Here is a 24,484-nt window from a genome sequence, read left to right on the forward strand (position 1 = left end):
GAGAACGGGAGTTACTTCTCCAGCACGTCCGCCACGAAGCGGTCGAGCAGGCGCACGCCGTAGCCGGTCGCGCCCTTCTCCCACATCGTGCCGGGCTTGGCGGCCCATACCATGCCGGCAATGTCGAGATGCGCCCACTTCACGCCCTCGTCGACGAAGCGCTGGATGAACTGCGCGGCGGTGATCGAGCCGGCTTCGCGCCCGCCGATATTCTTCATGTCGGCGATCGGGCTGTCGATCATCTTGTCATAGGCATCGCCCAGCGGCATCCGCCAGAGCTTCTCACCGACGCCGCGCCCGGCGGCGAGCAGGCCTTCGGCCAGCGTGTCGTCGTTCGAGAAGATGCCGCCATGCTCGTGGCCGAGGCTGATGATCATCGCGCCGGTCAGCGTCGCCAGATCGACGATCGTCTTCGGCTGATATTTGCGCTGCACCCAGGTGATCGCGTCGCACAGCACCAGCCGGCCCTCGGCGTCGGTGTTGATCACCTCGATCGTCTGGCCCGACATCGAGGTGACGACGTCGCCCGGCCGCTGCGCCTTGCCGTCGGGCATGTTCTCCACGAGGCCGCACACGCCGATGACGTGCGCATTGGCCTTGCGCGTGGCGATCGCCTTAATCGTGCCGACGACGGCGCCCGCGCCGCCCATGTCCCACTTCATGTCTTCCATGCCCGCGCCGGGCTTCAGGCTGATGCCGCCGGTGTCGAACGTCACGCCCTTGCCGACGAACGCGACCGGCTCCTTGATGCCGCCGCTGCCGTCATAGGTGAGGACGAGCAGGCGCGCCTCGCGCTCCGAGCCCTGCGACACGCCGAGCAGGGCGCCCATGCCGGCGGCCTGCATCGCCGCCTCGTCCAGCACCTCGATGCCGATGCCCAGCGCGGCGAGCTCCTGGCAGCGCTCGACGAAGCTTTCGGGATAGATGACGTTGCCCGGCTCGGCCACCAGCCCACGCGTGAAGGCGACGCCCTGCGCGACGGCATCCAGCGGTGCCCATGCCGCCTCGGCCTCGGCGAGCTGGTCGCCGACGACGATCTCGACCGAGGTCAGCGTCGGCTTCTGCTTGGCCGGCAGCTTCGTGCGATAGGTGTCGAACCGCCAGCTGCGCAGGCTCGCGCCCAGCGCCAACCCGGCGGCGAAGGCCGGCCGATCGGCGGCCGGCAGGCTCGTCAGGTCCACCGTCAGCGCCGTCGTGCCCGAAGTCAGCAGCCGCGCCGCGAGCGCGCTGCCGGCGCGCTCCGCGTCGCCCGTGCCGAACAGCAGGATCTGCCGCACCGCGCCCTCGAACGGCGCGTGCAGCCCGACCACCGCGCCGGGCTCGCCCGCAAACGCCGCACCCGACGCCGCCGCTTTGGCGATCGTCGCCGCCTCGCCCAGCGCCGCTTCGGGCACGGCACCGCCGGCGGCGGGAAAAGCGAGGGCGGCGGTGCCGGCGCTGCGGCCGGTGCTGAGCGTGATGCTGATCAAGGAGGAAGCCTTTCCGATTGAACGCTCTATCTAGGACGGCGGACGCGCATCGCAAAGCGGCGCAACGTGGCGATTTTACAAGATTGCGACACTGGGGCGGCTGCGATATCGGCCGCCAATGCGGCGGGGAACAAGGGGGAAGCGGACGGACGTCGCGCATGCATCGCTGCTGGCGGTCGCAATCGCGTTGGCTGCGCCCGCCGTCGCGCAGGATCTCGCCGCACGGCCGGTCGCGCCGCCCGCCACCAGCGGCGATACCGAGACGCCGACCGACGATCAGCAGATCACCTTCTCGGCGACCGACCTTTCCTACGACGACGACAACGATATCGCCACCGCGACCGGCGACGTGCGGATGCTGCGCGCCGGCAGCCGCCTGCGCGCCGACAAGGTGGTGTGGAACCGCAAGACCGGGCGCATCGTCGCGAGCGGCAACGTCGCGACCGTCAGCCCCGGCGGCGACACCACCTACGCCGATCAGATCGATTTGACCGACGACATGAAGAACGGCGTTGCCGACAATCTGCTGCTGGTACTGGCCGACGGCGGCCGGCTGGCGGCGCGCCACAGCACGAAGGACGGCGATCGCACGACCCTCGATCGCGCCGCCTACACGCCGTGCCGCGTGGTCGATGCCAGCGATTGCCCGAAGACGCCGTCGTGGCAGATCACCGCGGTGCGCGTGGTGCTCGATCAGGGCAAGCACCGCATCTATTATCGCGATGCACGCTTCCGCCTGTTCGGGCTGACGGTGATGGCGCTGCCCGGCTTCTCGCACCCCGACGGATCGGGCAATGGCGGCGGCGGCACCGGGCTGCTGCTGCCGAACATGCAGGTCAGCAAGGCGACCGGCGTCGAGCTCGATCTGCCTTATTATCTCCAGCTCGCGCCCAACCGCGACCTGACGGTGACGCCGCACGTCTATTCGGCGGTGCCCCCCGCGCTGGAACTGCTCTACCGCAACCTCGACCAGATCGGTGCCTATCAGATCCGCGGCATGGTGACGGCCGGCTCGCGCCTGCCGGCCAGCATCAACCCCTTGCCGGGCGACAAGAATCACGGGTTGCGCGGCTTCATCGACGCCAACGGCACGTGGCAGCTCGGGCCGGACTGGACGATCCACGCCGCCATCCGCGCCGAAACCGACCGCACCTTCATGAAGCGCTTCGATATTTCGAACGACGACCGGCTGCGCTCGACCATTCGCGCCGAACGCATCGACGACGACAGCTATTTGTCGATCGCCGGCTGGTTCGTGCAGGAAATCCGCGCCGGCTATTCGCAGGGCCAGCAGCCGATCGCGATGCCCGAGATCGACTATCGCCGCCGGGTCAAGGATCCGTGGCTCGGCGGCACCTTCCAGGCCGAGCTCAACACGCTCGCGCTCACCCGCACCGAGGGACAGGATACGCAGCGCGCCTTCGCCGGGCTGCGCTGGGATCTCACCAAGCTCACCCCGCTCGGCCAGCTGGTGACGTTCACCGCTTATGGCCGCGGCGACGTCTACCATACCGCCGGCGCGGGCGAGACCGACATCGTCGCCTATCGCGGCCAGAATGGCTGGCAGACGCGCGGCATCGGCCTGGTCGCGGTCGACATGCGTTGGCCGTTCGTGGGCGAGCTGTTCGGCGGCACGCAGCAGATCGTCCCGCGCGTGCAGTTCGTGGGCCAGCCGCACACCAAGAACGTCACGATCCCCGACGAAGACAGCCGCGCGGTCGATCTGGAAGATTCGAACCTGTTCGCGCTCAACCGCTTCTCGGGCTACGACCGGTGGGACGATTCCAGCCGCGTCACCTATGGTGCCGAGTGGAACTACACCCGGCCCGCATTCGAGGTGCACGGCGTCATCGGCCAGAGCTACCGCCTGAGCACGGAACCGACGATCCTGCCCTCGGGCACGGGGCTCTCGGGGCAATTTTCGGACTATGTCGGCCGCGTCACCGTCAAATACGGCAATTTCGTCGAGTTCACCGAGCGGTTCCGCCTCGACAAGTCCACGCTCGCCGTCCGCCGCAGCGAGTTCGACGCGACCGTCGGCACGCGAAACACCTATTTCCTGGTCGGCTATCTCCGCCTCAACCGCGACATCGACCCGACGATCGCCGACCTGCGCGACGATAGCGAAGTACGGTTTGCCGGCCGCATCCAGATCGCGCGCTATTGGTCGATCTTCGGCTCGACGGTGATCGACCTCACGAAGCGCAGCGACGATCCCACCTCGCTCTCGGACGGCTTCTCGCCGGTGCGCGACCGCGTCGGCCTCGTCTACGAAAACGAGTGCATCTCGCTCGGCCTCACCTGGCGCCGGGATTACGATCCCACCGGCGACGCGCGACGCGGCAGCACGTTCAGCTTGCGGCTGGCCTTGAAGAACGTTGGCCGCTAAGCAGCGGTTCAGCCGTACGAGCCTAGCGGGGGCGGCTCGACGGCGGATCAGGGACGGAGCGGGTTTTGACGGTGGACGGTAAGGGTAAGCGTGCGTTGGCCGCGCTGATGGGGGCGGCCATTCTGATGGCGCCGCTTCCGGCGATGGCGCAGGAGACGACGGGTCCGCTCGATCTCCCCAACGACGTGCAATTGCTGGCACCGCCCGATCCGGCGATCCGCAAGGCGACCGCGATCGTCAACGGCACGATCATCACCGAGACCGACATCGATCAGCGGCTCGCGCTGGTGCTCGTCGCCAATCAGGGCAAGGTCTCGGACGAGGAGCGGCAGCGGCTGCGCCTGCAGGTGCTGTCGAACCTGATCGACGAGACGCTCGAGATCGACGAGGCCAAGGCCAACAAGATCACGATCGACAAGAGCGAGATCGACAACAGCTACGCGCGCGTCGGCCAGCAGTTCAAGATGACGCCCGACAAGTTTTCCGACTATGTCCGCTCGGTGGGCTCGTCGCCCGCCTCGTTGAAGCGCCAGATCGAGGGCGAGAGCGCGTGGCGCCGCGTGCTGAGCCGCGAGGTCGAGCCGTTCGTCAGCATCAGCGACGAAGAGGTGACCCAGGTCATCAAGCGGCTGGAAGCCGCCAAGGGCCAGCCCGAATATCATGTCGGCGAAATCTATCTGTCGGCGACCCCGGTCACGCAGGCGCAGGTCGAGGCCAACGCCAACCGCATCGTCGAGCAGGTCCGCCAGGGCGCCTCGTTCGTCGCTTATGCCCGCCAATATTCCGAAGCGTCGACCGCAGCGGTCGGCGGCGACCTCGGCTGGGTGCGTGCCCAGCAATTGCCAGACGCGCTCGCCAACGTCCTGCCGCAGATGCAGAGCGGCACGGTCAGCGCGCCGATCCCGATTTCGGGCGGTTTTTCGATCATCGCGCTGATCGACAAGCGCCAGGTGCTGATGGCCGATCCGCGCGATGCGGTCCTTTCGCTGAAGCAGCTCACGATCACCTTCCCGGCCAATGTCAGCCGCGAGCAGGCGCAGCCGAAGGTCACCGCTTTCTCCGACGGGCTGAAGACACTGCAGGGCTGCGGCAAGGTCGCCGAATTCGCCAAGGCGATGAACGCCGAGGTGATCGACAACGACGCGGTCAAGGTGCGCGACCTGCCCGCCCCGCTCCAGCCGATCATGCTCAACCTGCGCGTCGGCGAATCGTCGCCGCCGTTCGGCTCCTCGACCGACGGCGTACACGCGCTGGTGGTGTGCGGCCGCGACGACCCGGAAACGGCGAGCATCCCCACGTTCGAGCAGATCCAGACGCAGATGTCGGACGAGCGCGTGAACATGCGTGCGCGCCGCTACCTGCGCGACCTGCGCCGCGATGCGATCATCGACTATCGCTGATCCCGGCCCCCCGCTCGCGGTGGCGCTCGGCGACCCTGCCGGGGTCGGGCCGGAAATCACCGCCAAGGCGTGGGCGGCGCGGGTCGAGGAAGGCTTGCCGCCGTTCTTCGCCGTCGGCGATCCTCGGTCGATCGCGGCCGTCTGGGACGGGCCGATCGCGCGGATCACCGATCCCGCCGCCGCGCGCGCCTGTTTCGCCGAGGCCTTGCCCGTAATCCAGGTCGAGGATGCGGGCGCGATCATCCCCGGCGAGCCGAACCTGCCCGGTGCGCGCTGTTCGCTCGATTCGCTGGAGCTGGCGGTCGGCCTCACCCGCTCGAACGCCGCGGCTGCGATCGTCACCGCGCCCGTCGCCAAGGTTCAGCTCTACGATATCGGCTTCGTCCATCCGGGGCAGACCGAATTCGTCGCCGAACGCTGCGGCATCTCGCGCGACAATGCCGTGATGATGCTCGCCGGGCCGTCGCTGCGCACCGTGCCGGTGACGACCCACATTCCGCTGCGCGACGCGGCCGGCATCCTCACCGTCGAGCTGATCCTCGCCAAGGCACGCACGACCGATCGCGGGCTGGTGCGCGATTTCGGCATCGCCCGCCCGCGCCTCGCCATCGCCGGCTTCAATCCGCATGCCGGCGAGAGCGGCGCGCTGGGCCGCGAGGAGATCGACGTGATCGCGCCCGCGGTCGAACGGCTGCGCGAGGAGGGCATCGACGTGGTCGGACCGCTGGCGGCCGACACGATGTTCCACGATCGCGCACGGCGCCAATATGATGCGGCGCTCTGCATGTATCATGATCAGGCGCTGATCCCGATCAAGACGCTCCATTTCGACGAGGGCGTGAACATCACGCTCGGCCTGCCGATCGTGCGGACCGCGCCCGATCACGGCACCGCCTTCAACATTGCCGGGCAGGATCGCGCGCATCCGGGCGCGATGATCGCCGCCATCCGCCTTGCCGCCCAGTGCGCGGAGTATCGCGCGCGCACGGCGTGACCCTCGCCGACCTTCCTCCGCTGCGCGAGGTGATCGCGCGCCATGGCCTTTCGGCCGAAAAATCGCTCGGGCAGAACTTCCTGCTCGACGGCCAGTTGCTCGATCGGATCGCGCGCGTGCCGGGGCCGCTCGACGGTGCCCTGGTCTACGAGGTCGGGCCGGGGCCGGGCGGCCTCACCCGCGCATTACTCGGCGCCGGGGCCGAGGTGATCGCGGTCGAACGCGACCGCCGCTGCCTGCCCGCGCTCGCCGAGCTGGGCGAGGCCGCGCCGGGCCGGCTGCGCGTGATCGAGGGCGACGCGCTGGCGATCGACGAGCTCGCCCTTGCCGGCGGCGCGCACATCGTCGCCAACCTGCCCTACAATGTCGGCACCGCTTTGCTCGTCCGCTGGCTCGGCACGACTGCATGGCCGCCCTGGTGGCGCTCGCTGACTCTGATGTTCCAGAAGGAAGTGGCCGAGCGGATCGTCGCCCGGCCCGACACCGGCGCCTACGGCCGGCTGGCGGTGCTGGCGCAGTGGCGGACGCACGCGCGCATCGCGTTGCCGGTGCATCGCTCGGCGTTCGTACCCTCGCCCAAGGTGATGTCGGCGGTGGTTCACATCGTGCCGGCCGAGCAGCCCGACGGCGTCACGCCCAAGGTGCTGGAGGCGTTGACCGGCGCCGCCTTCGGTCAGCGGCGCAAGATGCTGCGGCAGAGCCTGAAGGGCCTGCCCGGCGCGCTGGGGGCGCTGGCCGAATTGGGCATCGACCCGACGCGCCGCGCCGAGACGCTGTCGGTCGAGGAATTCGTCGCGATCGCACGCACGCTGGCGCGCTGAGCGATCCTTACGGCTTCTGCTGCTTCTGCGTCGCCTGTTCCTGGCCCTTGGGCGGAACCGTCGCGGTCGCCTGCGCAGTCTGCACCGCCGGCGGCGGCCCCTTCGCGATCACCGCCGCAAGCTGCGTCGAGACCGCGCACGGCGCCTTGCAGAGCTGGTTGATCCGCGCGAGGTTCACCTTGGCACGCTCGACCGCACCTTTCTGCACCATCGCCTCGCCCTGCCCGGCCAGCGCCGAAACGTCATTGGGGTCGAGCGTCAGCGCGCTGCGATAGAAGCGCACCGCCTTGCCCGGCAAATTCTGCGCGGTCGCGACATGGCCCAGCGCGACGAAGGCGGCGCGGTTGCGCGGATCGACCGCCAGCGCGGTTTCCAGCGCATCCTCGGCCCCGGCGGTGTTGCCGGCCTTCAGCAGCCCCTCGCCCTGCGCCAGCAACGCCATGCTGCGCGGATCGATCTGCGCATCGGGCTTCTGCCCCATGCTGCTGCTGGACAGGGTCGCCAGCGTGGCGGCAAGGGCGAGCGCGGCAGGGGAAAAACGCATCAGGAGCTCCACGAGGGGCGAAGCCCTGACCTCTAGCATGGCGCAGTCAGGGCGGCGACGAAAAAGCCGTCGGTGCCGTCATTTGCCGGGGTCAGCAGCCGCCCGGCGCCCGCCGGATGCCCCGCCGCGACCGACGACACCACCGACCAGTGCGGATTGCTCGCGAGGAAGTCCGAGATGCGGTCGCGCCCCTCTTCCGCCAGCAATGAGCAGACCGCATAGACCAGCCGGCCGCCCGGGCGCACCAGCGGTGCCGCAAGCTCCAGCACATGCTGCTGCATCGCCACCAGCCGATCGAGCCGGGCGGGCGAGAGCCGCCAGCGCGCCTCGGGATTGCGCCGCCACGTGCCGGTGCCCGAGCAGGGCGCATCGACCAGCACGACGTCGGCCTGCGCCGCCAGATCGGCCAGCGCCTCGGTCTCGCGGCCACCGTCGAGCAGGCGCGTCTCGATACGGCCGACGCCGGCCCGCTCGGCCCGCGGCCACAATCGCGCCAGCCGGCCGCGATCGACGTCGCAGGCGACCAGCCGCCCCTCGCCATCCATCATCGCGGCGAGCGCGAGCGTCTTGCCGCCGGCGCCGGCGCAGAGATCGACCACGGTCATGCGCGGCTGCGCGGCACAGGCGAGCGCGATCAGCTGGCTGCCCTCGTCCTGCACCTCGATCAGACCGTCGCGAAAGGCGCCGGTGGCCTCCACCGCCGTGCCCTCGGGCAGGCGCAGCGCGTCGGGGCTGAGCAGGCCGGGCACCGCGTCCGGCAGCAGGGCAAGCACCGCCTCGCGATCGGCCTTTAGCCGGTTGACGCGCAGATCGAGCGGCGCGCGCGCCATCAGCGCGGGCCATTCGTCAGGGGGCAGCGCCTTGGTCAGGCGCCCGACCAGCCAGTCGGGCGCCACGCCGGCGGGGGCAACCGGCTCGGCCGGATCGATCGCCGCCGGCCCGTGGCGGCTGCCGTCGAACAGGTCCGCCAGCTCCGGACGATCGCCGGCGAGGCCGATCATCGCCGCCCGCCCGCTGACAGGCGGCTGGCCCGCGCGACGGATCGCCGCATAAGCAAGCTCGCGCACCTCGCGCCGGTCGGTCGATCCGGCGAAGCGGCGGACCTTAAAGTAACGCGCGATCAGCGTGTCGGCCGCCGCTCCCCCGGTGCGCGCGGCGACCAGCACCGCATCCACGATCTCGATCGCGGCCTGCACCCGTGCTGCAGGGGTCAATTGCGTGGTCCCGGCGCGGCCACCTAGCCGAGCGAAGGATAATTGGGCGACTCGCGCGTGATCGTCACGTCGTGGACGTGGCTCTCGCGCAGACCGGCATTGGTGATGCGCACGAACCGCGCTTTCTCGCGCAGCTCGGCAAGCGTCGCCGCGCCGGTATAGCCCATCGCCGCCTTCACGCCGCCCACCAGCTGGTGGATCACCTCGCGCGCCGGGCCCTTATAGGGCACCTGCCCCTCGATGCCCTCGGGCACCAGCTTGAGCTGGTCGCGCACGTCCTGCTGGAAATAGCGATCGGCCGAGCCGCGCGTCATCGCCGCCAGGCTTCCCATCCCGCGATAGGATTTGAACGCACGTCCTTGATGAAGAAAGGTTTCTCCCGGCGCCTCATCGGTTCCGGCGAGCAGCGAGCCGATCATCACGCACGACGCGCCCGCCGCCAGCGCCTTGGCGACATCGCCCGAGGTGCGCAGGCCGCCGTCGGCGATCACCGGCACGCCGGATTTCCACGCCTCCTCGGCTGCTTCCATCACGGCGGTAAGCTGCGGCACGCCAACACCGGCGACGACCCGCGTGGTGCAGATCGATCCGGGGCCGATGCCGACCTTGATGCCGTCCGCCCCCGCATCGATCAGCGCGCGCGTGGCTTCCGCCGTCGCGACGTTGCCGGCGATGATCTGGACCGAGTTGGACAGGCGCTTCACCCGCTCGACCGCGCGCGCCACGTCGCGATTATGGCCGTGCGCGGTATCGATCACGATCAGGTCGCATTCGGCGTCGATCAGCGCCTCGGTGCGCGCAAAGCCCTTGTCGCCCACCGTCGTCGCGGCGGCCACGCGCAGCCGGCCCGACCCATCCTTGGTCGCGTTCGGGTAGGTGACCGCCTTCTCGATATCCTTGACGGTGATCAGGCCGACGCAGCGATAGGCCTCGTCCACCACCAGCAGTTTCTCGATCCGCCGCTGGTGGAGCAGGCGACGCGCCTCGCCGGTATTGACCCCGGCGGGCACGGTGACGAGGTTCTGGCTCGTCATCAATTCCGCCACCGGCTGTTCCGGCGCATCGGCGAAGCGCATGTCGCGATGGGTGAGGATGCCCACCAGCGTGCCGTCGGCCTCCACCACCGGGAAGCCCGAGATGCGGTGCCGTTCCATCAGCGCGCGCGCATCGGCGAGCGTGTCGTCGGGGCGCAGCGTGATCGGGTTGACCACCATGCCGCTCTCGAACCGCTTGACCGCGCGCACCGCCGCCGCCTGCTCGTCGACCTCGAGGTTGCGATGGAGCACGCCGATGCCGCCGAGCTGCGCCATGACGATCGCCATGTCGGCCTCGGTCACCGTGTCCATCGCCGCCGACAGGATCGGGATGGTCAGGGCGATGTCGCGCGTTACCCGGCTGCGCGTGTCGGCGCCGCTCGGCACGATATCGGACGCGCCGGGCCGAAGCAGCACGTCGTCGAAGGTCAAACCGAGCTCGATGTTCATGAATCCCCGTGGTGACAGGCGAGAAGGATTCGCGGCCATATAGGCTGCCGCTCCCGGCGGCGCTAGGCCACGTCGGCGCGTGCCAGCAGCGTTCGGGCGCTATCGACGTGCAATGTTTCGATCATTCGACCGCGAAACCGCTCCGCGCCGCCGGTCGCCGCCGCCACCAGCGCACGCGCTTCCTCGATGTCGGCCTCGCTCGGCACGAACAGCCGGTTGCACGGTTCGATCTGGTCGGGGTGGATCAGCGACTTGCCGTCGAAGCCGGCGCGCTGCCCGGCCCTGGCGTCGGCGGCGAACCCTTCGGCATCGTCCAGCCGGTTGTAGACACCGTCCAGCGCCAGCTTGCCCGCCGCGCGCGCGGCCAATAGGATCAGGTGGAGCGAAGGCTCCAGCGCCGCGCGCCCCGCCCCGACCGGAATGCGCAGCGCGGCGGCAAGGTCGTTCACCCCCGCGATCAGCCCGGCCACGGCATGCTCCGCGGCGATCTGGCGCGCGGCATAGACCCCGGCGGCGGTCTCGATCATCGCCAATATCGGCATGCCCGCCCGCTCGCCGACATGGCGCACGGCGAGCGGATCGTCGACCTTCGGCAGCACGATCAGGTCGAGCCCGGGCAGGCGCGCCACCGCCGCGAGATCGGCATCGTGCCAGTTGCTCTCCGCGCCGTTCAACCGCACCGCGAGCAGCCGATCGCCCCAATTCTCGTTCGACGCCGCCACCGCGGCGGCGCGCGCCTCGGCCTTGTCCCCCTCGGCCACGGCGTCTTCCAGATCGAGGATGACGAGATCGCAGGCGAGCGTCCGCGCCTTGGCCACCGCCCGCGCGTTCGAGGCCGGCAGGAACAAAGCGGAGCGGATCGGCGCGATATGGGTCATAGATGCTGCTCTATCTCGCCGAGTGGCACAGGTTAAGCCCTGCATCGGTGCGAAATTTGCAACCTCTCCTAACGTAGCGTTAACCTTCTTCGCGCATCCCCCGCGCATGGCCGATACACCGGATCGCGACGAGAAGACCGAAGCCCCGACCGCCAAGCGGCGCAACGACGCCGTCGAGCAGGGCGACGTCCTCCAGTCGCGCGAATTGGGCACCGCGCTGGTCATTCTCGCCGGTGCCGCGTGGATCGCCTTGGCCGGCCCGTGGATGGTGGGATCGTGCGAGCAGATGCTGCGCCGTGGCCTCACCTTCGACAGCGGCGACATCGTCGGCTTCGATCCGCTGCGCGCCTTCCTCGCATTGCTGCTGCCCGTCCTGCTGCCGCTCGCCACCCTGTTCGGGCTGACGCTGGTGGCGGCGATCGGCACGCCCGCGATGCTCGGCTCGCTCGGCTTCCGCTGGAGCGCGCTCGGGTTCAAGGCCGAGAAGATCAATCCGCTCACCGGCATGAAGCGCGTGTTCGGCGTGCAGGGCCTGATCGAGCTCGGCAAGGGCCTGGCCAAGGTGCTGGTGCTGGGCCTCGTCGCGTGGTGGCTGCTGCGCAGCCGCATGCCATCGATCATGGGGCTGGGCCGGCAGGATTTCGTCAGCGCCATCGGTTCGATCGGCCACGGTTTTTCCAGCGCCATCCTCGTCATGGCGCTGGCGCTGGCGTTGATCGCCGGTTTCGACCTGCCCGCGCAGATTATCCAGCGTGCCGGCCGCCTCCGCATGACGAAACAGGAGGTGAAGGATGAGCACAAGCAGACCGAAGGCTCGCCCGACGTGAAGATGGCGCTGCGCCGCAAGCAGCACCAGCTCCTCTCCGGCGGCGCGCGCAAGGCGATGGCGCAGGCCAGCGTCGTGCTCACCAACCCGACCCATTTCGCCGTGGCGCTGCAATATCGCCCCGGCTTCGATTCGGCGCCGATCGTCGTCGCCAAGGGCCGCGGGGCCACCGCCGCAGCGATCCGCGAGCTGGCGGATGCGCACGCCGTGCCGATCCTGTCCTACCCGCAGCTCGCCCGCGCCATCTACTTCACCAGCCGCGAGGGCATGCTGATCCGCGACGATCTCTACATCGCCGTCGCGACCGTCCTGGCGTTCGTCTTCAATCTCGACCGCGCGATGGCCGACGGCGTCGTCCAGCCGCAGATCGACGTGCCCGAGGCAGCTAGGTTCGATGAGAACGGTAATGCAACCCGTTCTTAACCATGGACGGCGCAAGCACTTAACGCGCGCCGTGCGCCGCCGTTAACCGGACACAGCCATGACCACGACGAGCAGCACCACAGCCACCAGCAGCACCGCCGCGGCGACGACCACGTCGACGCTCGCGTCGGCCGGCAGTTCGATCCTGACCTCGCTGAATGCGGGATCGGGCATCGACACCTCGTCGCTCACGACCAACCTGACGCAGGCCACCTTCTCCGCCAAGGAGCAGGCGCTCAGCACCAAGGAAACCAACAACACCGCGCAGATCAGCTCGCTCGGCACGCTGACCGGCGGCATCGATTCGTTCGCGTCCGCGCTCTCGAGCCTGGTCTCGGGCGGTACGCTGAACACGCAGGTCACGAGCTCCGACAGCACGGTCCTGACCGCCACCGCGCAGGCCGGCGCGAGCATCTCCAACCTCTCGTCGCAGATCGAGGTGCGGCAGATCGCGCAGGCGCAGAGCCTCGTCTCCGCCTACCTCACCAACAGCGGCAGCGCGATCGGCACCGGCACGCTCACGCTCAACAACGGCACGACCAACTTCACGGTCACGATCGACTCGACCAACAACACGCTTGCCGGCCTCGCCCGCGCGATCAACGCGACATCGAGCGGCGTCACCGCCAGCATCGTCACGGACTCGACCGGCGCGCGCCTCGTGCTGAAGGGCGCGACCGGCGCGGCGAACGCCTTCACGCTGACCGCCAGTGCGGGCGCGGATGCGAGCCTGCAGCGCTTCACCAGCGGTGCAAGCGGCATGACGCTCTCGGGAAGCACGGTCAGTTCGGCTTCGCTCACCGACGCGACTACGGCGTCGGTCGGCCAGGGCAGCTTCACGCTGACCAACGGCGGCACGTCAAAAACGCTGACGATCGACAGCAGCAACGACAATCTCAATGGGCTGGCGAGCGCGATCACCGGCGCCGGCCTCGGCCTCACCGCCAATGTCGTCACCGACAGCAACGGCGCGCATCTGGAGGTGACCAACACCGACGGCAGCACGCCGTCATTCACGCTGGCGCCCGCTTCCGATGCGCAGGCGGGCCTGTCGCGCTTCGCCTACGGCACGACCAGCACGACCGGCATGACCACCGCGCAGGCGGCGCAGGACGCGATCATCCGCATGGATGGCGTCAACATCACGCGTGCGACGAACACGGTGTCCGACGTCGTCCCCGGCGTGACGCTCAGCCTGGTCGCCGCCAAACCCGGCACCACCATATCGCTCAGCGCCTCGGTCCCCACCGCGGCGATCAGCCAGGCGGTAAGCGACTTCGTCGGCGCCTACAACACGATGAAGGCGGAGATCGCCACGGCCACCGCCGCGCCCACCGCCTCCGCCGCCGCCGGCCCGCTCTACGGCAATACCGCCATCCAGCAGATGATGAACCAGCTCGCCAAGCTGAGTTCCACCGTCCTCAACTCGTCGGGCGGCCCATCGAGCCTCGCCGAGATCGGCGTCTCGACCAACCTCGACGGCACGCTGTCGCTCAACTCGGCCACGCTCACCACCGCGCTCCAGAATTATCCCGACGCGGTCGAGGCGATGTTCAACCCGACCCAGCACAGCAGCAGCCCGCTCATCAAGATCACGAGCGCGATGGGCGCGGTCGCGCCCGGCACCTATGCGGTCAGCGGCGTGACGGCGCAGACCAGCACGTCGTCGGCGCAGGCGACGTTCGGCACCACCAAGGGCATCACGACCGGCTCGACCGTCTATGCCTCGGTCACCTCCAGCGCGAGCGGGCTGGTGATCGAACCGCAGGGCGACGTCGCCAGCGCGACGATCACGGTCGATCCCGGCCTGGGCGGAGCGCTCAAGGCGATCCGCGACGCGCTGCGCGCCACCAACGGCGCGCTCGATACGCTCAGCACGCAGCTGACCGACACCCAGAAGGATCTCGCCACGCAACGCACTACGCTGCAGGCCAGCGAGGATGCCTATTCGGCGCAGCTCACCACCCAGTTCACGGCGATGACCACCCGCGTGTCCAACTACAACTCGATCAAGAGCTACCTGACGCAGCAGGTGGCCGTCTGGACCAAGAGCACCAACTGATGTTCGGCGCCCCTTCCCGTTACGGCGCTCCGGCCGGCCGCTATCGCGACGTCGATGTCCAGGCGCGCATCGAAGGCGCGTCGCCCCACGGCCTCGTCGCCATCCTGTTCGACGAGCTGCTCAAAGGGCTGGACACGCTGCGCGCGGCCGAACGCACCGGCACCACCATGCGCCATGGCGGCGTCCAGTCGCAGGTCGTCTCGATCATCCAGGGGCTCGAGGCCGGGCTCGATCGCCAGCGCGGCGGCGACATCGCCCGCAACCTCGGCCGGGTCTATCGCCAATCCAGCCGGCTGATCGCGACCTATGGCCCCGAACGCGCCGCCACGCTCGACGAAGCGCGTACCATGCTCGGCGAGATCGCCGGCGCGTGGTCTTCGATCGGCTGACCTCCAAACGACGCCATTAGGGTGAACCGGGCGTAAACCAGAGGTTTTGAACAGCCCGTAACGATGACGGGCGCATCAGACGAGCTGGAGGTGCCCAATGCCGCTCGCAAAACTTCGCCCGGACTATGAAACATCCAACGCCCGGCCTGCCCCGCGCAGCGCCGACGGTGCCACGGCGATCGCCTCGCCCGCCCGCATCCTGCAGGATCGGATCGAGCGTCACGCCCAGTTGGGCGCGATGCAGGACATCGAGAAATGGTCCCCGCGCCGGACGCTCGCGTTCATCGTGGTGACGACGGCGGCGCTGTGGGCGGCGATCATCGCCGGCGCGGCGCAGGCGATCCACGCCATCGCCTGACCGGCCTGGACCCGATCGATCCGGGCCGACCAGCCTGGATCGGTCAGGGCCTCAGAACGACGACAGCTCGACCCCGACGGCCTCGCAATCGGGATAAATGTCGGGCTTGCACGCCGACACGCGCAGGCCCGTCACGCCATGCCGTGCCGCGATCGAGGCATAGACCTCGCGCACGAAGGTCTCCTGCAGGTTGAAGCGGCGGGAACGCGCGATGCGGCCGATCTCGGTCCGCAGGAAATCGTAGTTCCACGCCGCCGCCACCTCGTCGGTCGCGGCAAAGGCGGCGGCGTCCAGCAACACCTCCACCGTCACCAGCACGCGCTGCGGCGTGCCCACCTCGAAATCGTGGAAGCCGATATCGATCGGCACGTCGTAGCCCCGCAGGAAGACGCGATGCGTCCGCGGTGCGAGCGCATCGGGCACCAGCCCGTCGAGGCGTGGTATCTCGGTCATGCCTGATCCTGTTTCATATACTGGACGTCGCGCGGCAGCGCGAGGAAGCGTTGGCCCGCATCGACGGTGATGGTCTGGCCGGTAAGCCGCGGGCTGGCGACGATGAAACGGAGCGCCGCGACCAGATCGTCCGCCTCGACCCCCCGGCCGAGCGCGTTCATGCGGTGGACCGCCTCGAAATCCTCGCGCGTCTGTTTGCCCGAGACCAATGTCACCGCCGGCGCGATCCCGCAGACGCGGATGCCGCGCCCCGCCAGCACGCGTGCCGACAGCTCGGTCACACCCGCCAGCGCGATCTTCGACAGCGTGTAGCTGTAGAAATCGGGGTTGGGCTGGGCGAGCTTGGCGTCGAGCAGATTGACCACCAGTGCGCCGGCTCCGGCCTGCACCGCCGCCGCGAAGGCCTGGGTGAGCAAGGCCGGGCCGCGCACGTTGGCGCTGACATGCGCGTCGAAGCTCGCCGCCGTCATCGTGCCGAACCCGTCCTCGGCGAAGCGCGAGGCGCTGTTCACCAGCATCGCGGCGGGCGGCATGCCGGCAAGCGCCGCGATCACCTGCGCCGGCCCCTCGACGCTGGAAAGATCGGCCTGCACCGTGCGTGCGCCGCTGCCGATCTCGGCCGCCAGCGCCTCCGCCTCGCCGGCGGACTCGTGATAGTGGATCAGCAGCGTCCAGCCGTCGGCGGCGAGCGCGCGCGCGAACACCTTGCCCAGCCGTCGGGCGCCGCCCGTGACGATCGCGGTGCGCGGGGATCCGAATTCGGGCGTCATGGCGGCGGCGTTAGCCGTGGCGCTCACGCGCGACAACCGCTAAGGGCGCGCGCGTTCATGGCCCACAGCATCGCCTTGCCCGAGATCGTCCCGCTGGACCGCGCGCATCCGCTGGATGTCGAGCGGCTGCTCGACACCGCGTTCGGGATCGATCGCCACCGCCGGACCGCCTATCGCATCCGCGCCGGCATGCATCCGATCGCGCGGCTGTCGCTGGCGGCGCTGGACGAGCATGGCAAGCTGGCCGGTTCGCTGCAAAGCTGGCCGGTGGCGCTCACCGCCGCCGACGGCGCGCAGACGCCCCTGGTGCTGGTCGGCCCGGTCGCGATCGCGCCCGAACGCCAGGGCAGCGGGCTCGGCCGCGCGCTGATGAACGAGATGATCGCGCGCGCCGAGGGCGGCGACCCGCTCGTCCTGATCGGCGATCCCGAATATTATGGCCGTTTCTTCGGCTTCAGCGACGCGGCGACCGGAGGTTGGCAGGTGCCCGGCCCGGTCGAGCGCCACCGGCTGCTCGCCCGCACCCACGGGCGCACGCTGCCCGCCACCGGCATGCTCACCCCCCGCCGCTGATCGCGGGTCGTGCGGGGGTGACGCGCACCGCGCAAAGGCGCTAACGCCAGCGGCGATGCCGGAGACCGCACCTCCCCTTGATCCGTCAGGCCTCGCGCTGGCCGAGATCGCGCGCGACGTGGCGGAGCGGCGGCTGCCGCCGGTGGCCGCGTGGAACCCGACGCATTGCGGCGACAGCCACATGCGCATCGCCCGCGACGGCACCTGGTATCACGAGGGCGCGCCGATCCGCCGCCCGGCGATGGTGCGTCTGTTCGCGACCATCCTGCGGCGCGAGGCGGACGGCAGCCACGTCCTCGTCACGCCGGCCGAGAAGCTCGACATCGCGGTCGAGGATGCCGCCTTCGTCGCCGTCGAGGCCAGGAGCGAAGGCGACGGTGTCGCGCGACGCATCGCCTTTCGCCTCAACACCGACGAGTGGGTGATCGCCGGGCCGGACCATTTGCTGACGATGCGGGACGGCATCCCTTATCTCGCCGTGCGCGATGGGCTCGAGGCGCTGGTCGCACGCCCGGTCTTCTACGAGCTCGCGGAGTTCGCCATCGCCGAGGGGCATGATCCGCTCGGCCTGTGGTCGGACGGTTCATTCATGGCGCTGGCCGGATGACGATGCTGGCGCAGCGGCTGCGTACCGCCCTGGATGATGCCGCGCATCGGGTCGTGATGGGCCGCGACGACCTGGACTTTCCCGGCGAACCCACGCCGGCGGCGGTGCTGATCGCGATCACCGACCGGCCCGAGCCGGGTGTGATCCTGACGCTGCGCCAGCCGCACCTGCGCCGCCATGCCGGCCAGATTTCCTTTCCCGGCGGCCGGATCGACCCCGGCGACCCTTCGCCGGTGGCCGCCGCATTGCGCGAGGCGCAGGAGGAGATCGCGCTCGATCCCGCATCGGTCGAGATCGTCGGCACCGCCGATCCCTATCTCACCGGATCGGGCTACGCGATCGTGCCGGTGGTCGGCGTCGTGCCGCCCGATCTCGCGCTGATGCCGTCCGAGGCAGAGGTTGCGGCAGTGTTTGAGGTGCCGCTCGCCTTCGTCACCGCCGCCGCCAACCAGGTCGAGCGCAGCGCCACCTTCGGCGGGCGCGAGCGGCGCTTTCACGAGATACAATGGCAGGAACGGCGCATCTGGGGCATCACCGCCGCCTTGATCGTCGATCTGTCGCAGCGGCTGGCGAATTTCGCATGATCCTGCCCGCCGCCGATTGGGCCGCCCGTCCCAGCCTCGCGCGGCTGGCCGACGCGCTCGGCGCGCGGGATGGCCACGTGCGCTACGTCGGCGGCGCGGTGCGCGACACGTTGCTGGGCCTGCCGGTCGCCGACATCGATCTCGCCACCTGCCTCGTGCCCGAGACGGTGAAGCAGCGCATCCGCGCCGCCGGCTTCCGCGCGGTGCCGACCGGCATCCGCCACGGCACGATCACCGCCGTCCTGCCCGACGGCCCGGTCGAGGTGACGACGCTGCGCCGCGACGTCTCGACCGACGGCCGCCACGCCGAAGTCGCCTTCACCGACGACTGGCAGGAGGATGCCGCGCGGCGGGACTTCACGATCAATGCGCTCTCGGCCGATCCGCTCGCGCGCACCATCCACGATTATTTCGGCGGTCTCGACGACGTCGCGGCCGGCCGGGTGCGCTTCATTGGCGATCCGCTCCGGCGCATCGCCGAGGATCATCTGCGGATCCTGCGCTTCTTCCGCTTCCACGCCCGTTTCGGTCGCGGCGCGCCCGATGCGCCGGGGCTCGACGCCTGCACCGCGCGCGCCAACGATCTGATGACGCTCTCGCGCGAGCGGATCGCGCAGGAGATGCTCAAGCTGCTGGCGGTGGACGATCCCACCCCGACGATCGCGACGATGGCGCGGCACGGCATCCTCGCGCCGATCCTGCCCGAGATCGACGCGGACGGCGTAGAGCGGCTCGAACGGCTGGTGGCCCGCGAACAGGCGCTCGCCCCGCCCGGCGATGCGCTGCGCCGTCTGTCCGCGTTGCTCCCAGCCGACCCATCGTTGGTCGACGGCGTCGCGGCGCGGCTCCGCCTTTCCAACGCCCAGCGCAAGCGCCTCGTCGTCGCTGCCGACGCCGATCTCGGCGCGACGCCGCAGGCGCTCGCCCACCGCATCGGCAGCGAGGGCGCGCGCGACCGGCTGCTGCTGCGCGCCGACGACCCGAGCCATGGGCTGGCGGCGCTGGCCGGCTGGACGCCGCCGTCATTGCCCCTGAAAGGCGGCGAGCTGGTCGGCATGGGATTGTCGGCCGGACCGCTCGTCGCGGCGACGCTGCAGGCGATCGAGCGCCAATGGATCGCGGAGGGCTTTCCCGATGTCGATCGCGTGCTGGCGATCGCGCGCGAGCGCGTGGCTCAGGCGGTCGACGCGAGCAGGTGAGCCAGCGCGGCGTCCGCCGCCAGCGGCCGCGCGAAATGATAGCCCTGGCCGGTGGTGCAGCCGAGCATCGCCAGCGTCCGCGCCGTCTCGGCATCCTCGATGCCCTCGGCGATGGTGGACATTGCGAGCGCCTGCGCGAGACCCAGCACGGCACGGATGATCGCCACCGAATCGCGGTTGGTGCGCATGTCGGCGACGAAGCTGCGGTCGATCTTGAGGATGTCGATCGGCAGTTTCTGCAACGAGGCGAGGCTGGAGAAGCCGGTGCCGAAATCATCCATCGCCACGCGACAGCCCTGCTCGTGCAGCGCGCTCAGCACGCGGTTGGCGCCATCGGGATCGTCGACGATCGAGCTTTCGGTCAGCTCCAGCGTCAGCCGGTCGCCGCCGATGCCGGCGGCATCGATTGCGCTCGCCACCGCGTCGGTGAGCGAATCGCGCGCCAGCTGCACCGCCGAGACGTTGACCGCGACGCGGACCGGCAGGCGTCTCCCCGCTGCCGCGTCCCACTGCGCCACGGTGCGCGCGGCGGCGCCGAGCGCCCAGCGGCCGAGCGGCACGATCAGGCCGCAATCCTCCGCCACCGAGATGAACTCGGTCGGCGCGATCTCGCCATGCTCGGGATGCGTCCAGCGCGCCAATGCCTCGAAACCTGAAACGGCGTTGCTTTCGAGGCAGACGAGCGGCTGGAAGACCAGTCGCAGGTCGCCATTGTCGATCGCACTGCGGAGGTCCGTTTCCAGGCTGAAGCGGCGGCGCGCCTGGTTGATCTGCTCGGGCTGGTAGACCTCGACGCGACCGGTCTTCTTGGCGCGCTTGAGCGCGACCTGTGCGTTGCGGACGATGTCGGCGGAGGTCGGCGCGCGATCGTTCAGCATCGCGCAGCCGACCGCGCAGTCGACCCGGATGTCGAGCTGGTTGAGGCGGACCGGCGTCGCCAGCGTCGCCTGCAGCCGGCGCGCGGCATGGAGCGCGTCGCCCGGCCCATCGACCAGCTTCATCAGCACGCCGAATTCGTTGCCGGCGATCCGCGCCAGCATGTCGCCCTCGCGCAATGCCGAGACCAGCCGGCGCGCGACGGTGATGATGAGTTCGTCGCCCGCCAGCGAGCCGATGCTCTCGTTGATGCGGCTGAAGCGGACGAGATCGAGCGCCAGCACGGCGAACGTCTCCTGCCCCTCGTCGGGCTCGATCGCGGCGTCGATCGCCTCGCCGAACGCAAGGCGATTGGGCAGGCCGGTCAGGCTGTCGTGCAGCATCTCGGCGCGGAGCGAGCGCGCCGTCTCGACCTCGGCGGTGCGATCGACCAGGCTCAGCATCGCGCGCCGGGCGTGCGGCCCATATTCCGGCATGCGCGACAGATGTGCCCGGAAGTGGCGCCCCCCTACCCCCGGCTGCTGCCACAGCAGATCCTCGCGCTCGGCATCGCCGGTCAGGAACCGCTGGAGCGCGAAGGCCAGCACGTCGGTCGCGGGTGAGGCCGCTGAACCCAGGACAGCGCGATCGAACGCCGCATTGGATGCGCGCAGCCGTGGCTCGCTGTCTTCCAAGACCACCACCGCGGCGGGGATATGGATCGCATCGAGATAATATTGGCGAAGATCGGAAATTGCGGAGCCGGCTGTGGCGGCGCAGGCGGGGAACGCCGCCCGCCAGCGCGGCGGATCGCAGGCGCCGCGGCTGATCCGACTGTAATACATCGCAATATTCGCTACTGCGGAAAGGTTAAGCTTCCGTTTGTCTAACTTCGGTCAGGCTTCCGAAGCGATTGTCGCGGGGAAAGCCGGTCGGCGGCATCCGGCCGGCCGCGCCGCGCGCCGCGCGCCACGCGCTGAGATCGGCCTCGGTCCGCACCCGTCCGCTACCGCCGCCCATCGGCCACGACAGGCCGGCGGCGAACACGAACGTCACCACGTCGGAGAGGCCACCTTCGCGATAGCGCTGGATCTGCGTCCCCTGCCCGCGCACCATCTCGGGCAGCTCGGCGAGCGGGAAGACCAGCAATTTGCGATTGTCGCCGATCGCCGCGACATAATCGTGATCGGTCGCGATCGGCCGCGCGACCTTCAGCTTGGCGCCCGCGCGGACGTTGACCACCTGCCGCCCCTTGCGCGTCTCCGCGACGATCTCGCGCGCGGCGGCGACGAAGCCCTTGCCGTCGCTCGCCGCCAGCAGCAGTCGCTCCTCCGCGCGCAGCGGCAGCAAAGCGAGAACGCCCGCATCGGCCTCGAGATCGATCATCAGCCGCACCGGCTCGCCGAAACCGCGACCGCCGGGCAGCCGATCGGATCCCAGGGTGTACACGCGGCCCGTATCGGCGATCAGCAGCAATTTGTCGGTGGTCTGCGCGTGGAAGGCGAAGGCGGGGCCGTCGCCCTCCTTGAACTTCAGCGTCTCGGCCGAAGCGAGATCGGTATGGCCCTTCATCGCGCGGATCCAGCCGCGCTGCGACAGGATGACGGTGATCGGCTCGCGCTCGATCATCGCCTCCAGCGGGATTTCGCGCGCCGGCCCCTGCTCCTCGATCGTGGTGCGGCGGCGGCCAAGCTCGGTCTCGGGAGCATAGCGCTCGCGCAGCTTGGCGAGATCGCGCTTGAGCCGCGTGCGCTGGCGCGCCGGGCTGCCGATCAGCTCCGCCAGTCCCTGCGCTTCCTTGTCGAGCTGCGCGCGCTCCTTGCGCAGCTCCATCTCCTCCAGCTTGCGCAAGGAGCGCAGCCGCATGTTGAGGATCGCCTCGGCCTGTCGGTCGCTCAGCTCGAATTCGGCCATCAGCACGGGCTTTGGCTCGTCTTCCTCACGGATGATCTGAATGACCCGGTCGAGGTTCAGATAGGTGACGAGATAGCCGTCGAGCAGCTCGACCCGGTCCGCGATCCGGTCCATCCGGTGCTGCGAGCGCTTGAGCAGAACCTCGAACTGGTGATCGATCCAGCCTGCAAGTGCCTGTTTCAGCGACATGACGCGCGGCGTGCGCTCCTTGTCGAGCACGTTGAGGTTGAGCGATACGCGCGTTTCGAGCTCGGTCAGTCGAAACAGGCTGTCCATCAATGTCTGCGGATCGACCGTGCGGCTGCGCGGCTCCAGCACGATGCGGATCGCGGCGTCGCTCTCGTCGCGCACGTCGGCGAGGATCGGCAATTTCTTGTCGTTGATGAGGCCGGCGATCTGCTCGATCAGCTTGGCCTTGGGCACCTGGTACGGGATCTCGCTGACCACCGCGACCCACGTGCCGCGCCCCTGATCCTCGATCGACCAGCGCGCCCGCACGCGAAAGCCGCCGCGCCCGGTGGCATAGGCCTCGGCGATCGCCGCCGGGCTGTCGACGACGATGCCGCCGGTGGGGAAATCCGGTCCGGTAACGAAGCGCATCAACTCGCGCGGATCGCCCTCGGGCTGGTCGATCAGGTGGACGGCGGCATCGACCAGTTCGGCCAGATTGTGCGGCGGGATCGATGTCGCCATGCCGACCGCGATGCCGGCGGCGCCGTTGGCGAGCAAATTGGGGAACAGGCCGGGGAAGACCTCCGGCTCCTCTTCCTCACCATTGTAGGTCGGGCGGAAGGCGACGGTCGCCTCGTCCAGACCCTCCATCAGCAGGATCGCCGCCTGCGTCAGCCGCGCCTCGGTATAGCGCATCGCCGCGGCGTTATCGCCGTCAACATTGCCGAAATTGCCCTGCCCGTCGACCAGCGGGTAACGCAACGCGAACGGCTGGGCGAGCCGCACCATCGCATCGTAGATCGAGGCATCGCCGTGCGGGTGATATTTGCCCATCACGTCGCCGACGACGCGCGCGCATTTCTTGTACCCCGACGCCGGATCCAGCCGCAGCAGCCGCATGCCCCACAACAGCCGGCGGTGGACCGGCTTCAACCCGTCGCGCACGTCGGGCAGCGAGCGCGCGGTGATCGTGGACAGCGCGTAGACGAGGTAACGCTCGGACAGGGCACTGTCGAAGGGCGCGTCGACGATCTGGTCGGATGTGTCGGTCATCGCCGATCCGGTTAGCAGCGGCAGGAACAAAGCGCGAGTGCCGGAACCGCCGCGCATCTCGCGGTTTGATTCACGTTCGCAACGACGGGGATCGCATCATGGCCGCGCGCGCCTACTGGCAGGGGCAGATCAGGCTGGCCTTGGTCTCCATTCCGGTCGAGATCTACTCGGCCACGCGCGCCGGCGCGTCGATCGCGTTCAACCAGATCCACGAACCGTCGGGCAAGCGCATCAAATATGAGAAGGTCGCGCCCGGCATCGGCCCGGTCGATCCCGAGGAGATCGTGAAGGGTTTCCAATATGAGAAGGGCAAATATGTCCTCCTCAACGACGAGGAGATCGAGGGGGTCAAGCTGGAGAGCAAGAAGACGCTCGAACTGACCCAGTTCGTCGATCAGAGCGAGATCGACGCCATCTATTACGACAAGCCTTATTATGTCGTGCCCGCCGACGATCTGGCCGAGGAGGCCTTCATCGTACTGCACGAGGCGCTGCGCCGGCAGAAGAAGATCGGGCTCGGCCAGCTCGCGCTGCGCGGCCGCGAATATGTCGTCAGCCTCAAGCCGTGCGGGCGCGGCATGGTACTGGAGACGCTGCGCTATTCGGATGAAGTCAACAAGGCGGTCAGCTACTTCCGCGACATTCCCGACACCAAGCCTGAAGAGGATCTGCTCGATCTGGCGACGACCCTGATCGAGAAGAAGAGCGCCAAGTTCGACGCGTCGGACTATCACGACCGCTATGTCGACGCGCTCAAGGAGCTGATCGAGCGCAAGCGCAAGGGCAAGACGATCGAGGCCGACGAGGAGCCCGCGGCGCAGTCGCGCGGCTCGAACGTGGTCGACCTGATGGCGGCGCTCAAGCGCAGCCTCGAGAAGGGCGGGAAGGCGGCGGCGAATGATGGCGACGACGAGCCCGCGCCGACGAAGACGCGTGCGGCCAAGCCGGCCGCTGCCAAGAAGGCAGCGGCGAAGCCCGCCGCACGCAAGCCGGCTGCGCGCAAACGAGCGGCGGGATGATCCTCGCCCAACCTCTCCCTCTCCCACAGGGAGAG

Annotated in this window: 22 protein-coding genes; 13 read left to right on the forward strand and 9 right to left on the reverse strand. The window is 69.3% G+C overall.

Annotation, left to right across the window (positions count from 1 at the left end; translation table 11 throughout):
• Window positions 1-11 precede the first annotated feature (11 nt).
• Window positions 12-1,466: a leucyl aminopeptidase gene (locus K8P63_RS11115; protein ID WP_398288892.1), complete on the reverse strand. Its 1,455-nt coding sequence runs from the start codon at window positions 1,464-1,466 to the stop codon at window positions 12-14.
• Between the two features lie 121 nt (window positions 1,467-1,587).
• Here K8P63_RS11115 and K8P63_RS11120 point away from each other — a divergent pair, with 121 nt between their 5' ends.
• The 4 genes from K8P63_RS11120 (at window position 1,588) to rsmA (ending at window position 7,073) form a co-directional block, all read left to right on the forward strand.
• Entirely contained in the window at window positions 1,588-3,858 is a 2,271-nt protein-coding gene (locus K8P63_RS11120; protein WP_398287455.1) for an LPS-assembly protein LptD, read from the forward strand.
• Window positions 3,859-3,965: 107 nt separating this feature from the next.
• A complete protein-coding gene (locus tag K8P63_RS11125) occupies window positions 3,966-5,258 on the forward strand; it encodes a peptidylprolyl isomerase (protein WP_223799805.1) in 1,293 nt (430 codons plus the stop codon).
• Window positions 5,236-6,252, forward strand: coding sequence for a 4-hydroxythreonine-4-phosphate dehydrogenase PdxA (gene pdxA / locus K8P63_RS11130; protein WP_223796102.1), 1,017 nt, complete (start codon window positions 5,236-5,238; stop codon window positions 6,250-6,252). Before K8P63_RS11125 ends, pdxA begins: the two co-directional genes overlap by 23 nt.
• The gene (gene rsmA, locus K8P63_RS11135) at window positions 6,249-7,073 is read left to right on the forward strand and encodes a 16S rRNA (adenine(1518)-N(6)/adenine(1519)-N(6))-dimethyltransferase RsmA (protein WP_223796103.1); all 825 of its coding nucleotides are present in this window, start codon (window positions 6,249-6,251) and stop codon (window positions 7,071-7,073) included. Before pdxA ends, rsmA begins: the two co-directional genes overlap by 4 nt.
• A gap of 7 nt (window positions 7,074-7,080) precedes the next feature.
• Here rsmA and K8P63_RS11140 read toward each other — a convergent pair whose 3' ends face one another.
• The 4 genes from K8P63_RS11140 to K8P63_RS11155 all read right to left on the reverse strand — a co-directional run bounded on the left by K8P63_RS11140 (window position 7,081) and on the right by K8P63_RS11155 (window position 11,193).
• Window positions 7,081-7,617, reverse strand: a complete 537-nt coding sequence (locus K8P63_RS11140) for a tetratricopeptide repeat protein (protein WP_223796104.1) — start codon at window positions 7,615-7,617, stop codon at window positions 7,081-7,083.
• Between the two features lie 32 nt (window positions 7,618-7,649).
• Window positions 7,650-8,831 (reverse strand): RsmB/NOP family class I SAM-dependent RNA methyltransferase, encoded by a 1,182-nt coding sequence (locus tag K8P63_RS11145; protein ID WP_223796105.1) that lies wholly within the window; start codon window positions 8,829-8,831, stop codon window positions 7,650-7,652.
• Window positions 8,832-8,854: 23 nt separating this feature from the next.
• A complete protein-coding gene (gene guaB, locus K8P63_RS11150; RefSeq protein ID WP_223796106.1) occupies window positions 8,855-10,315 on the reverse strand; it encodes an IMP dehydrogenase in 1,461 nt (486 codons plus the stop codon).
• Window positions 10,316-10,377: 62 nt separating this feature from the next.
• Window positions 10,378-11,193: an HpcH/HpaI aldolase/citrate lyase family protein gene (locus K8P63_RS11155; RefSeq protein WP_223796107.1), complete on the reverse strand. Its 816-nt coding sequence runs from the start codon at window positions 11,191-11,193 to the stop codon at window positions 10,378-10,380.
• 106 nt (window positions 11,194-11,299) lie between these two features.
• Here K8P63_RS11155 and flhB point away from each other — a divergent pair, with 106 nt between their 5' ends.
• The 4 genes from flhB (at window position 11,300) to K8P63_RS11175 (ending at window position 15,251) form a co-directional block, all read left to right on the forward strand.
• Entirely contained in the window at window positions 11,300-12,442 is a 1,143-nt protein-coding gene (gene flhB, locus K8P63_RS11160; RefSeq protein ID WP_223796108.1) for a flagellar type III secretion system protein FlhB, read from the forward strand.
• Between the two features lie 58 nt (window positions 12,443-12,500).
• Window positions 12,501-14,504: a flagellar filament capping protein FliD gene (gene fliD, locus K8P63_RS11165; protein ID WP_223796109.1), complete on the forward strand. Its 2,004-nt coding sequence runs from the start codon at window positions 12,501-12,503 to the stop codon at window positions 14,502-14,504.
• The gene (locus tag K8P63_RS11170) at window positions 14,504-14,893 is read left to right on the forward strand and encodes a flagellar export chaperone FliS (RefSeq protein WP_223796110.1); all 390 of its coding nucleotides are present in this window, start codon (window positions 14,504-14,506) and stop codon (window positions 14,891-14,893) included. Before fliD ends, K8P63_RS11170 begins: the two co-directional genes overlap by 1 nt.
• A gap of 97 nt (window positions 14,894-14,990) precedes the next feature.
• The gene (locus tag K8P63_RS11175; protein WP_223796111.1) at window positions 14,991-15,251 is read left to right on the forward strand and encodes a hypothetical protein; all 261 of its coding nucleotides are present in this window, start codon (window positions 14,991-14,993) and stop codon (window positions 15,249-15,251) included.
• A gap of 51 nt (window positions 15,252-15,302) precedes the next feature.
• Here the strand turns inward: K8P63_RS11175 and K8P63_RS11180 are convergent, their stop codons facing one another.
• Together K8P63_RS11180 and K8P63_RS11185 are read right to left on the reverse strand one after the other, a co-directional pair.
• The gene (locus tag K8P63_RS11180; RefSeq protein ID WP_223796112.1) at window positions 15,303-15,704 is read right to left on the reverse strand and encodes a dihydroneopterin aldolase; all 402 of its coding nucleotides are present in this window, start codon (window positions 15,702-15,704) and stop codon (window positions 15,303-15,305) included.
• Window positions 15,701-16,501 carry an SDR family NAD(P)-dependent oxidoreductase gene (locus tag K8P63_RS11185; protein WP_223796113.1) on the reverse strand — a complete coding sequence of 267 codons (801 nt, stop codon included), beginning with the start codon at window positions 16,499-16,501 and terminating at the stop codon, window positions 15,701-15,703. The genes K8P63_RS11180 and K8P63_RS11185 overlap by 4 nt, the downstream gene beginning before the upstream one ends.
• A gap of 30 nt (window positions 16,502-16,531) precedes the next feature.
• On the opposite strand from K8P63_RS11185, the gene K8P63_RS11190 reads away from it, so the two are divergent.
• From K8P63_RS11190 to K8P63_RS11205, 4 genes are read left to right on the forward strand one after another with little or no spacing between them, the layout of a single operon-like run.
• On the forward strand, window positions 16,532-17,047 hold the full coding sequence (locus K8P63_RS11190) for a GNAT family N-acetyltransferase (protein WP_223796114.1): 516 nt from the start codon (window positions 16,532-16,534) through the stop codon (window positions 17,045-17,047).
• Between the two features lie 55 nt (window positions 17,048-17,102).
• Window positions 17,103-17,654 (forward strand): DUF1285 domain-containing protein, encoded by a 552-nt coding sequence (locus tag K8P63_RS11195; RefSeq protein WP_223796115.1) that lies wholly within the window; start codon window positions 17,103-17,105, stop codon window positions 17,652-17,654.
• Window positions 17,651-18,238 carry a CoA pyrophosphatase gene (locus K8P63_RS11200; protein WP_223796116.1) on the forward strand — a complete coding sequence of 196 codons (588 nt, stop codon included), beginning with the start codon at window positions 17,651-17,653 and terminating at the stop codon, window positions 18,236-18,238. Before K8P63_RS11195 ends, K8P63_RS11200 begins: the two co-directional genes overlap by 4 nt.
• Entirely contained in the window at window positions 18,235-19,437 is a 1,203-nt protein-coding gene (locus tag K8P63_RS11205; protein WP_223796117.1) for a CCA tRNA nucleotidyltransferase, read from the forward strand. The genes K8P63_RS11200 and K8P63_RS11205 overlap by 4 nt, the downstream gene beginning before the upstream one ends.
• Here the strand turns inward: K8P63_RS11205 and K8P63_RS11210 are convergent.
• Window positions 19,413-21,137 carry a putative bifunctional diguanylate cyclase/phosphodiesterase gene (locus K8P63_RS11210; RefSeq protein ID WP_223796118.1) on the reverse strand — a complete coding sequence of 575 codons (1,725 nt, stop codon included), beginning with the start codon at window positions 21,135-21,137 and terminating at the stop codon, window positions 19,413-19,415. The two genes, K8P63_RS11205 and K8P63_RS11210, sit on opposite strands and share 25 nt — an antisense overlap.
• 25 nt (window positions 21,138-21,162) lie before the next feature.
• On the reverse strand, window positions 21,163-23,430 hold the full coding sequence (gene parC, locus K8P63_RS11215) for a DNA topoisomerase IV subunit A (RefSeq protein WP_223796119.1): 2,268 nt from the start codon (window positions 23,428-23,430) through the stop codon (window positions 21,163-21,165).
• A 98-nt stretch (window positions 23,431-23,528) separates the two neighbouring features.
• Here parC and ku point away from each other — a divergent pair, with 98 nt between their 5' ends.
• The gene (gene ku / locus K8P63_RS11220; RefSeq protein WP_223796120.1) at window positions 23,529-24,449 is read left to right on the forward strand and encodes a non-homologous end joining protein Ku; all 921 of its coding nucleotides are present in this window, start codon (window positions 23,529-23,531) and stop codon (window positions 24,447-24,449) included.
• Window positions 24,450-24,484 lie beyond the last annotated feature (35 nt).

The organism is Sphingomonas nostoxanthinifaciens (assembly GCF_019930585.1).
Taxonomy (GTDB): domain Bacteria; phylum Pseudomonadota; class Alphaproteobacteria; order Sphingomonadales; family Sphingomonadaceae; genus Sphingomonas_I; species Sphingomonas_I nostoxanthinifaciens.

Excerpts from the sequence above, each read along its gene's own strand:
- K8P63_RS11120 (WP_398287455.1), top strand. The coding sequence starts at position 1,588 with ATGCGGCGGGGAACAAGGGGGAAGCGGACGGACGTCGCGCATGCATCG.
- K8P63_RS11125 (WP_223799805.1), top strand. The coding sequence starts at position 3,966 with ATGGGGGCGGCCATTCTGATGGCGCCGCTTCCGGCGATGGCGCAGGAG.
- pdxA (WP_223796102.1), top strand. The coding sequence starts at position 5,236 with ATGCGATCATCGACTATCGCTGATCCCGGCCCCCCGCTCGCGGTGGCG.
- K8P63_RS11140 (WP_223796104.1), bottom strand. The coding sequence starts at position 7,617 with ATGCGTTTTTCCCCTGCCGCGCTCGCCCTTGCCGCCACGCTGGCGACC.
- guaB (WP_223796106.1), bottom strand. The coding sequence starts at position 10,315 with ATGAACATCGAGCTCGGTTTGACCTTCGACGACGTGCTGCTTCGGCCC.
- K8P63_RS11155 (WP_223796107.1), bottom strand. The coding sequence starts at position 11,193 with ATGACCCATATCGCGCCGATCCGCTCCGCTTTGTTCCTGCCGGCCTCG.
- flhB (WP_223796108.1), top strand. The coding sequence starts at position 11,300 with ATGGCCGATACACCGGATCGCGACGAGAAGACCGAAGCCCCGACCGCC.
- fliD (WP_223796109.1), top strand. The coding sequence starts at position 12,501 with ATGACCACGACGAGCAGCACCACAGCCACCAGCAGCACCGCCGCGGCG.
- K8P63_RS11170 (WP_223796110.1), top strand. The coding sequence starts at position 14,504 with ATGTTCGGCGCCCCTTCCCGTTACGGCGCTCCGGCCGGCCGCTATCGC.
- K8P63_RS11175 (WP_223796111.1), top strand. The coding sequence starts at position 14,991 with ATGCCGCTCGCAAAACTTCGCCCGGACTATGAAACATCCAACGCCCGG.
- K8P63_RS11180 (WP_223796112.1), bottom strand. The coding sequence starts at position 15,704 with ATGACCGAGATACCACGCCTCGACGGGCTGGTGCCCGATGCGCTCGCA.
- K8P63_RS11190 (WP_223796114.1), top strand. The coding sequence starts at position 16,532 with ATGGCCCACAGCATCGCCTTGCCCGAGATCGTCCCGCTGGACCGCGCG.
- K8P63_RS11195 (WP_223796115.1), top strand. The coding sequence starts at position 17,103 with ATGCCGGAGACCGCACCTCCCCTTGATCCGTCAGGCCTCGCGCTGGCC.
- K8P63_RS11200 (WP_223796116.1), top strand. The coding sequence starts at position 17,651 with ATGACGATGCTGGCGCAGCGGCTGCGTACCGCCCTGGATGATGCCGCG.
- K8P63_RS11205 (WP_223796117.1), top strand. The coding sequence starts at position 18,235 with ATGATCCTGCCCGCCGCCGATTGGGCCGCCCGTCCCAGCCTCGCGCGG.
- K8P63_RS11210 (WP_223796118.1), bottom strand. The coding sequence starts at position 21,137 with ATGTATTACAGTCGGATCAGCCGCGGCGCCTGCGATCCGCCGCGCTGG.
- parC (WP_223796119.1), bottom strand. The coding sequence starts at position 23,430 with ATGACCGACACATCCGACCAGATCGTCGACGCGCCCTTCGACAGTGCC.
- ku (WP_223796120.1), top strand. The coding sequence starts at position 23,529 with ATGGCCGCGCGCGCCTACTGGCAGGGGCAGATCAGGCTGGCCTTGGTC.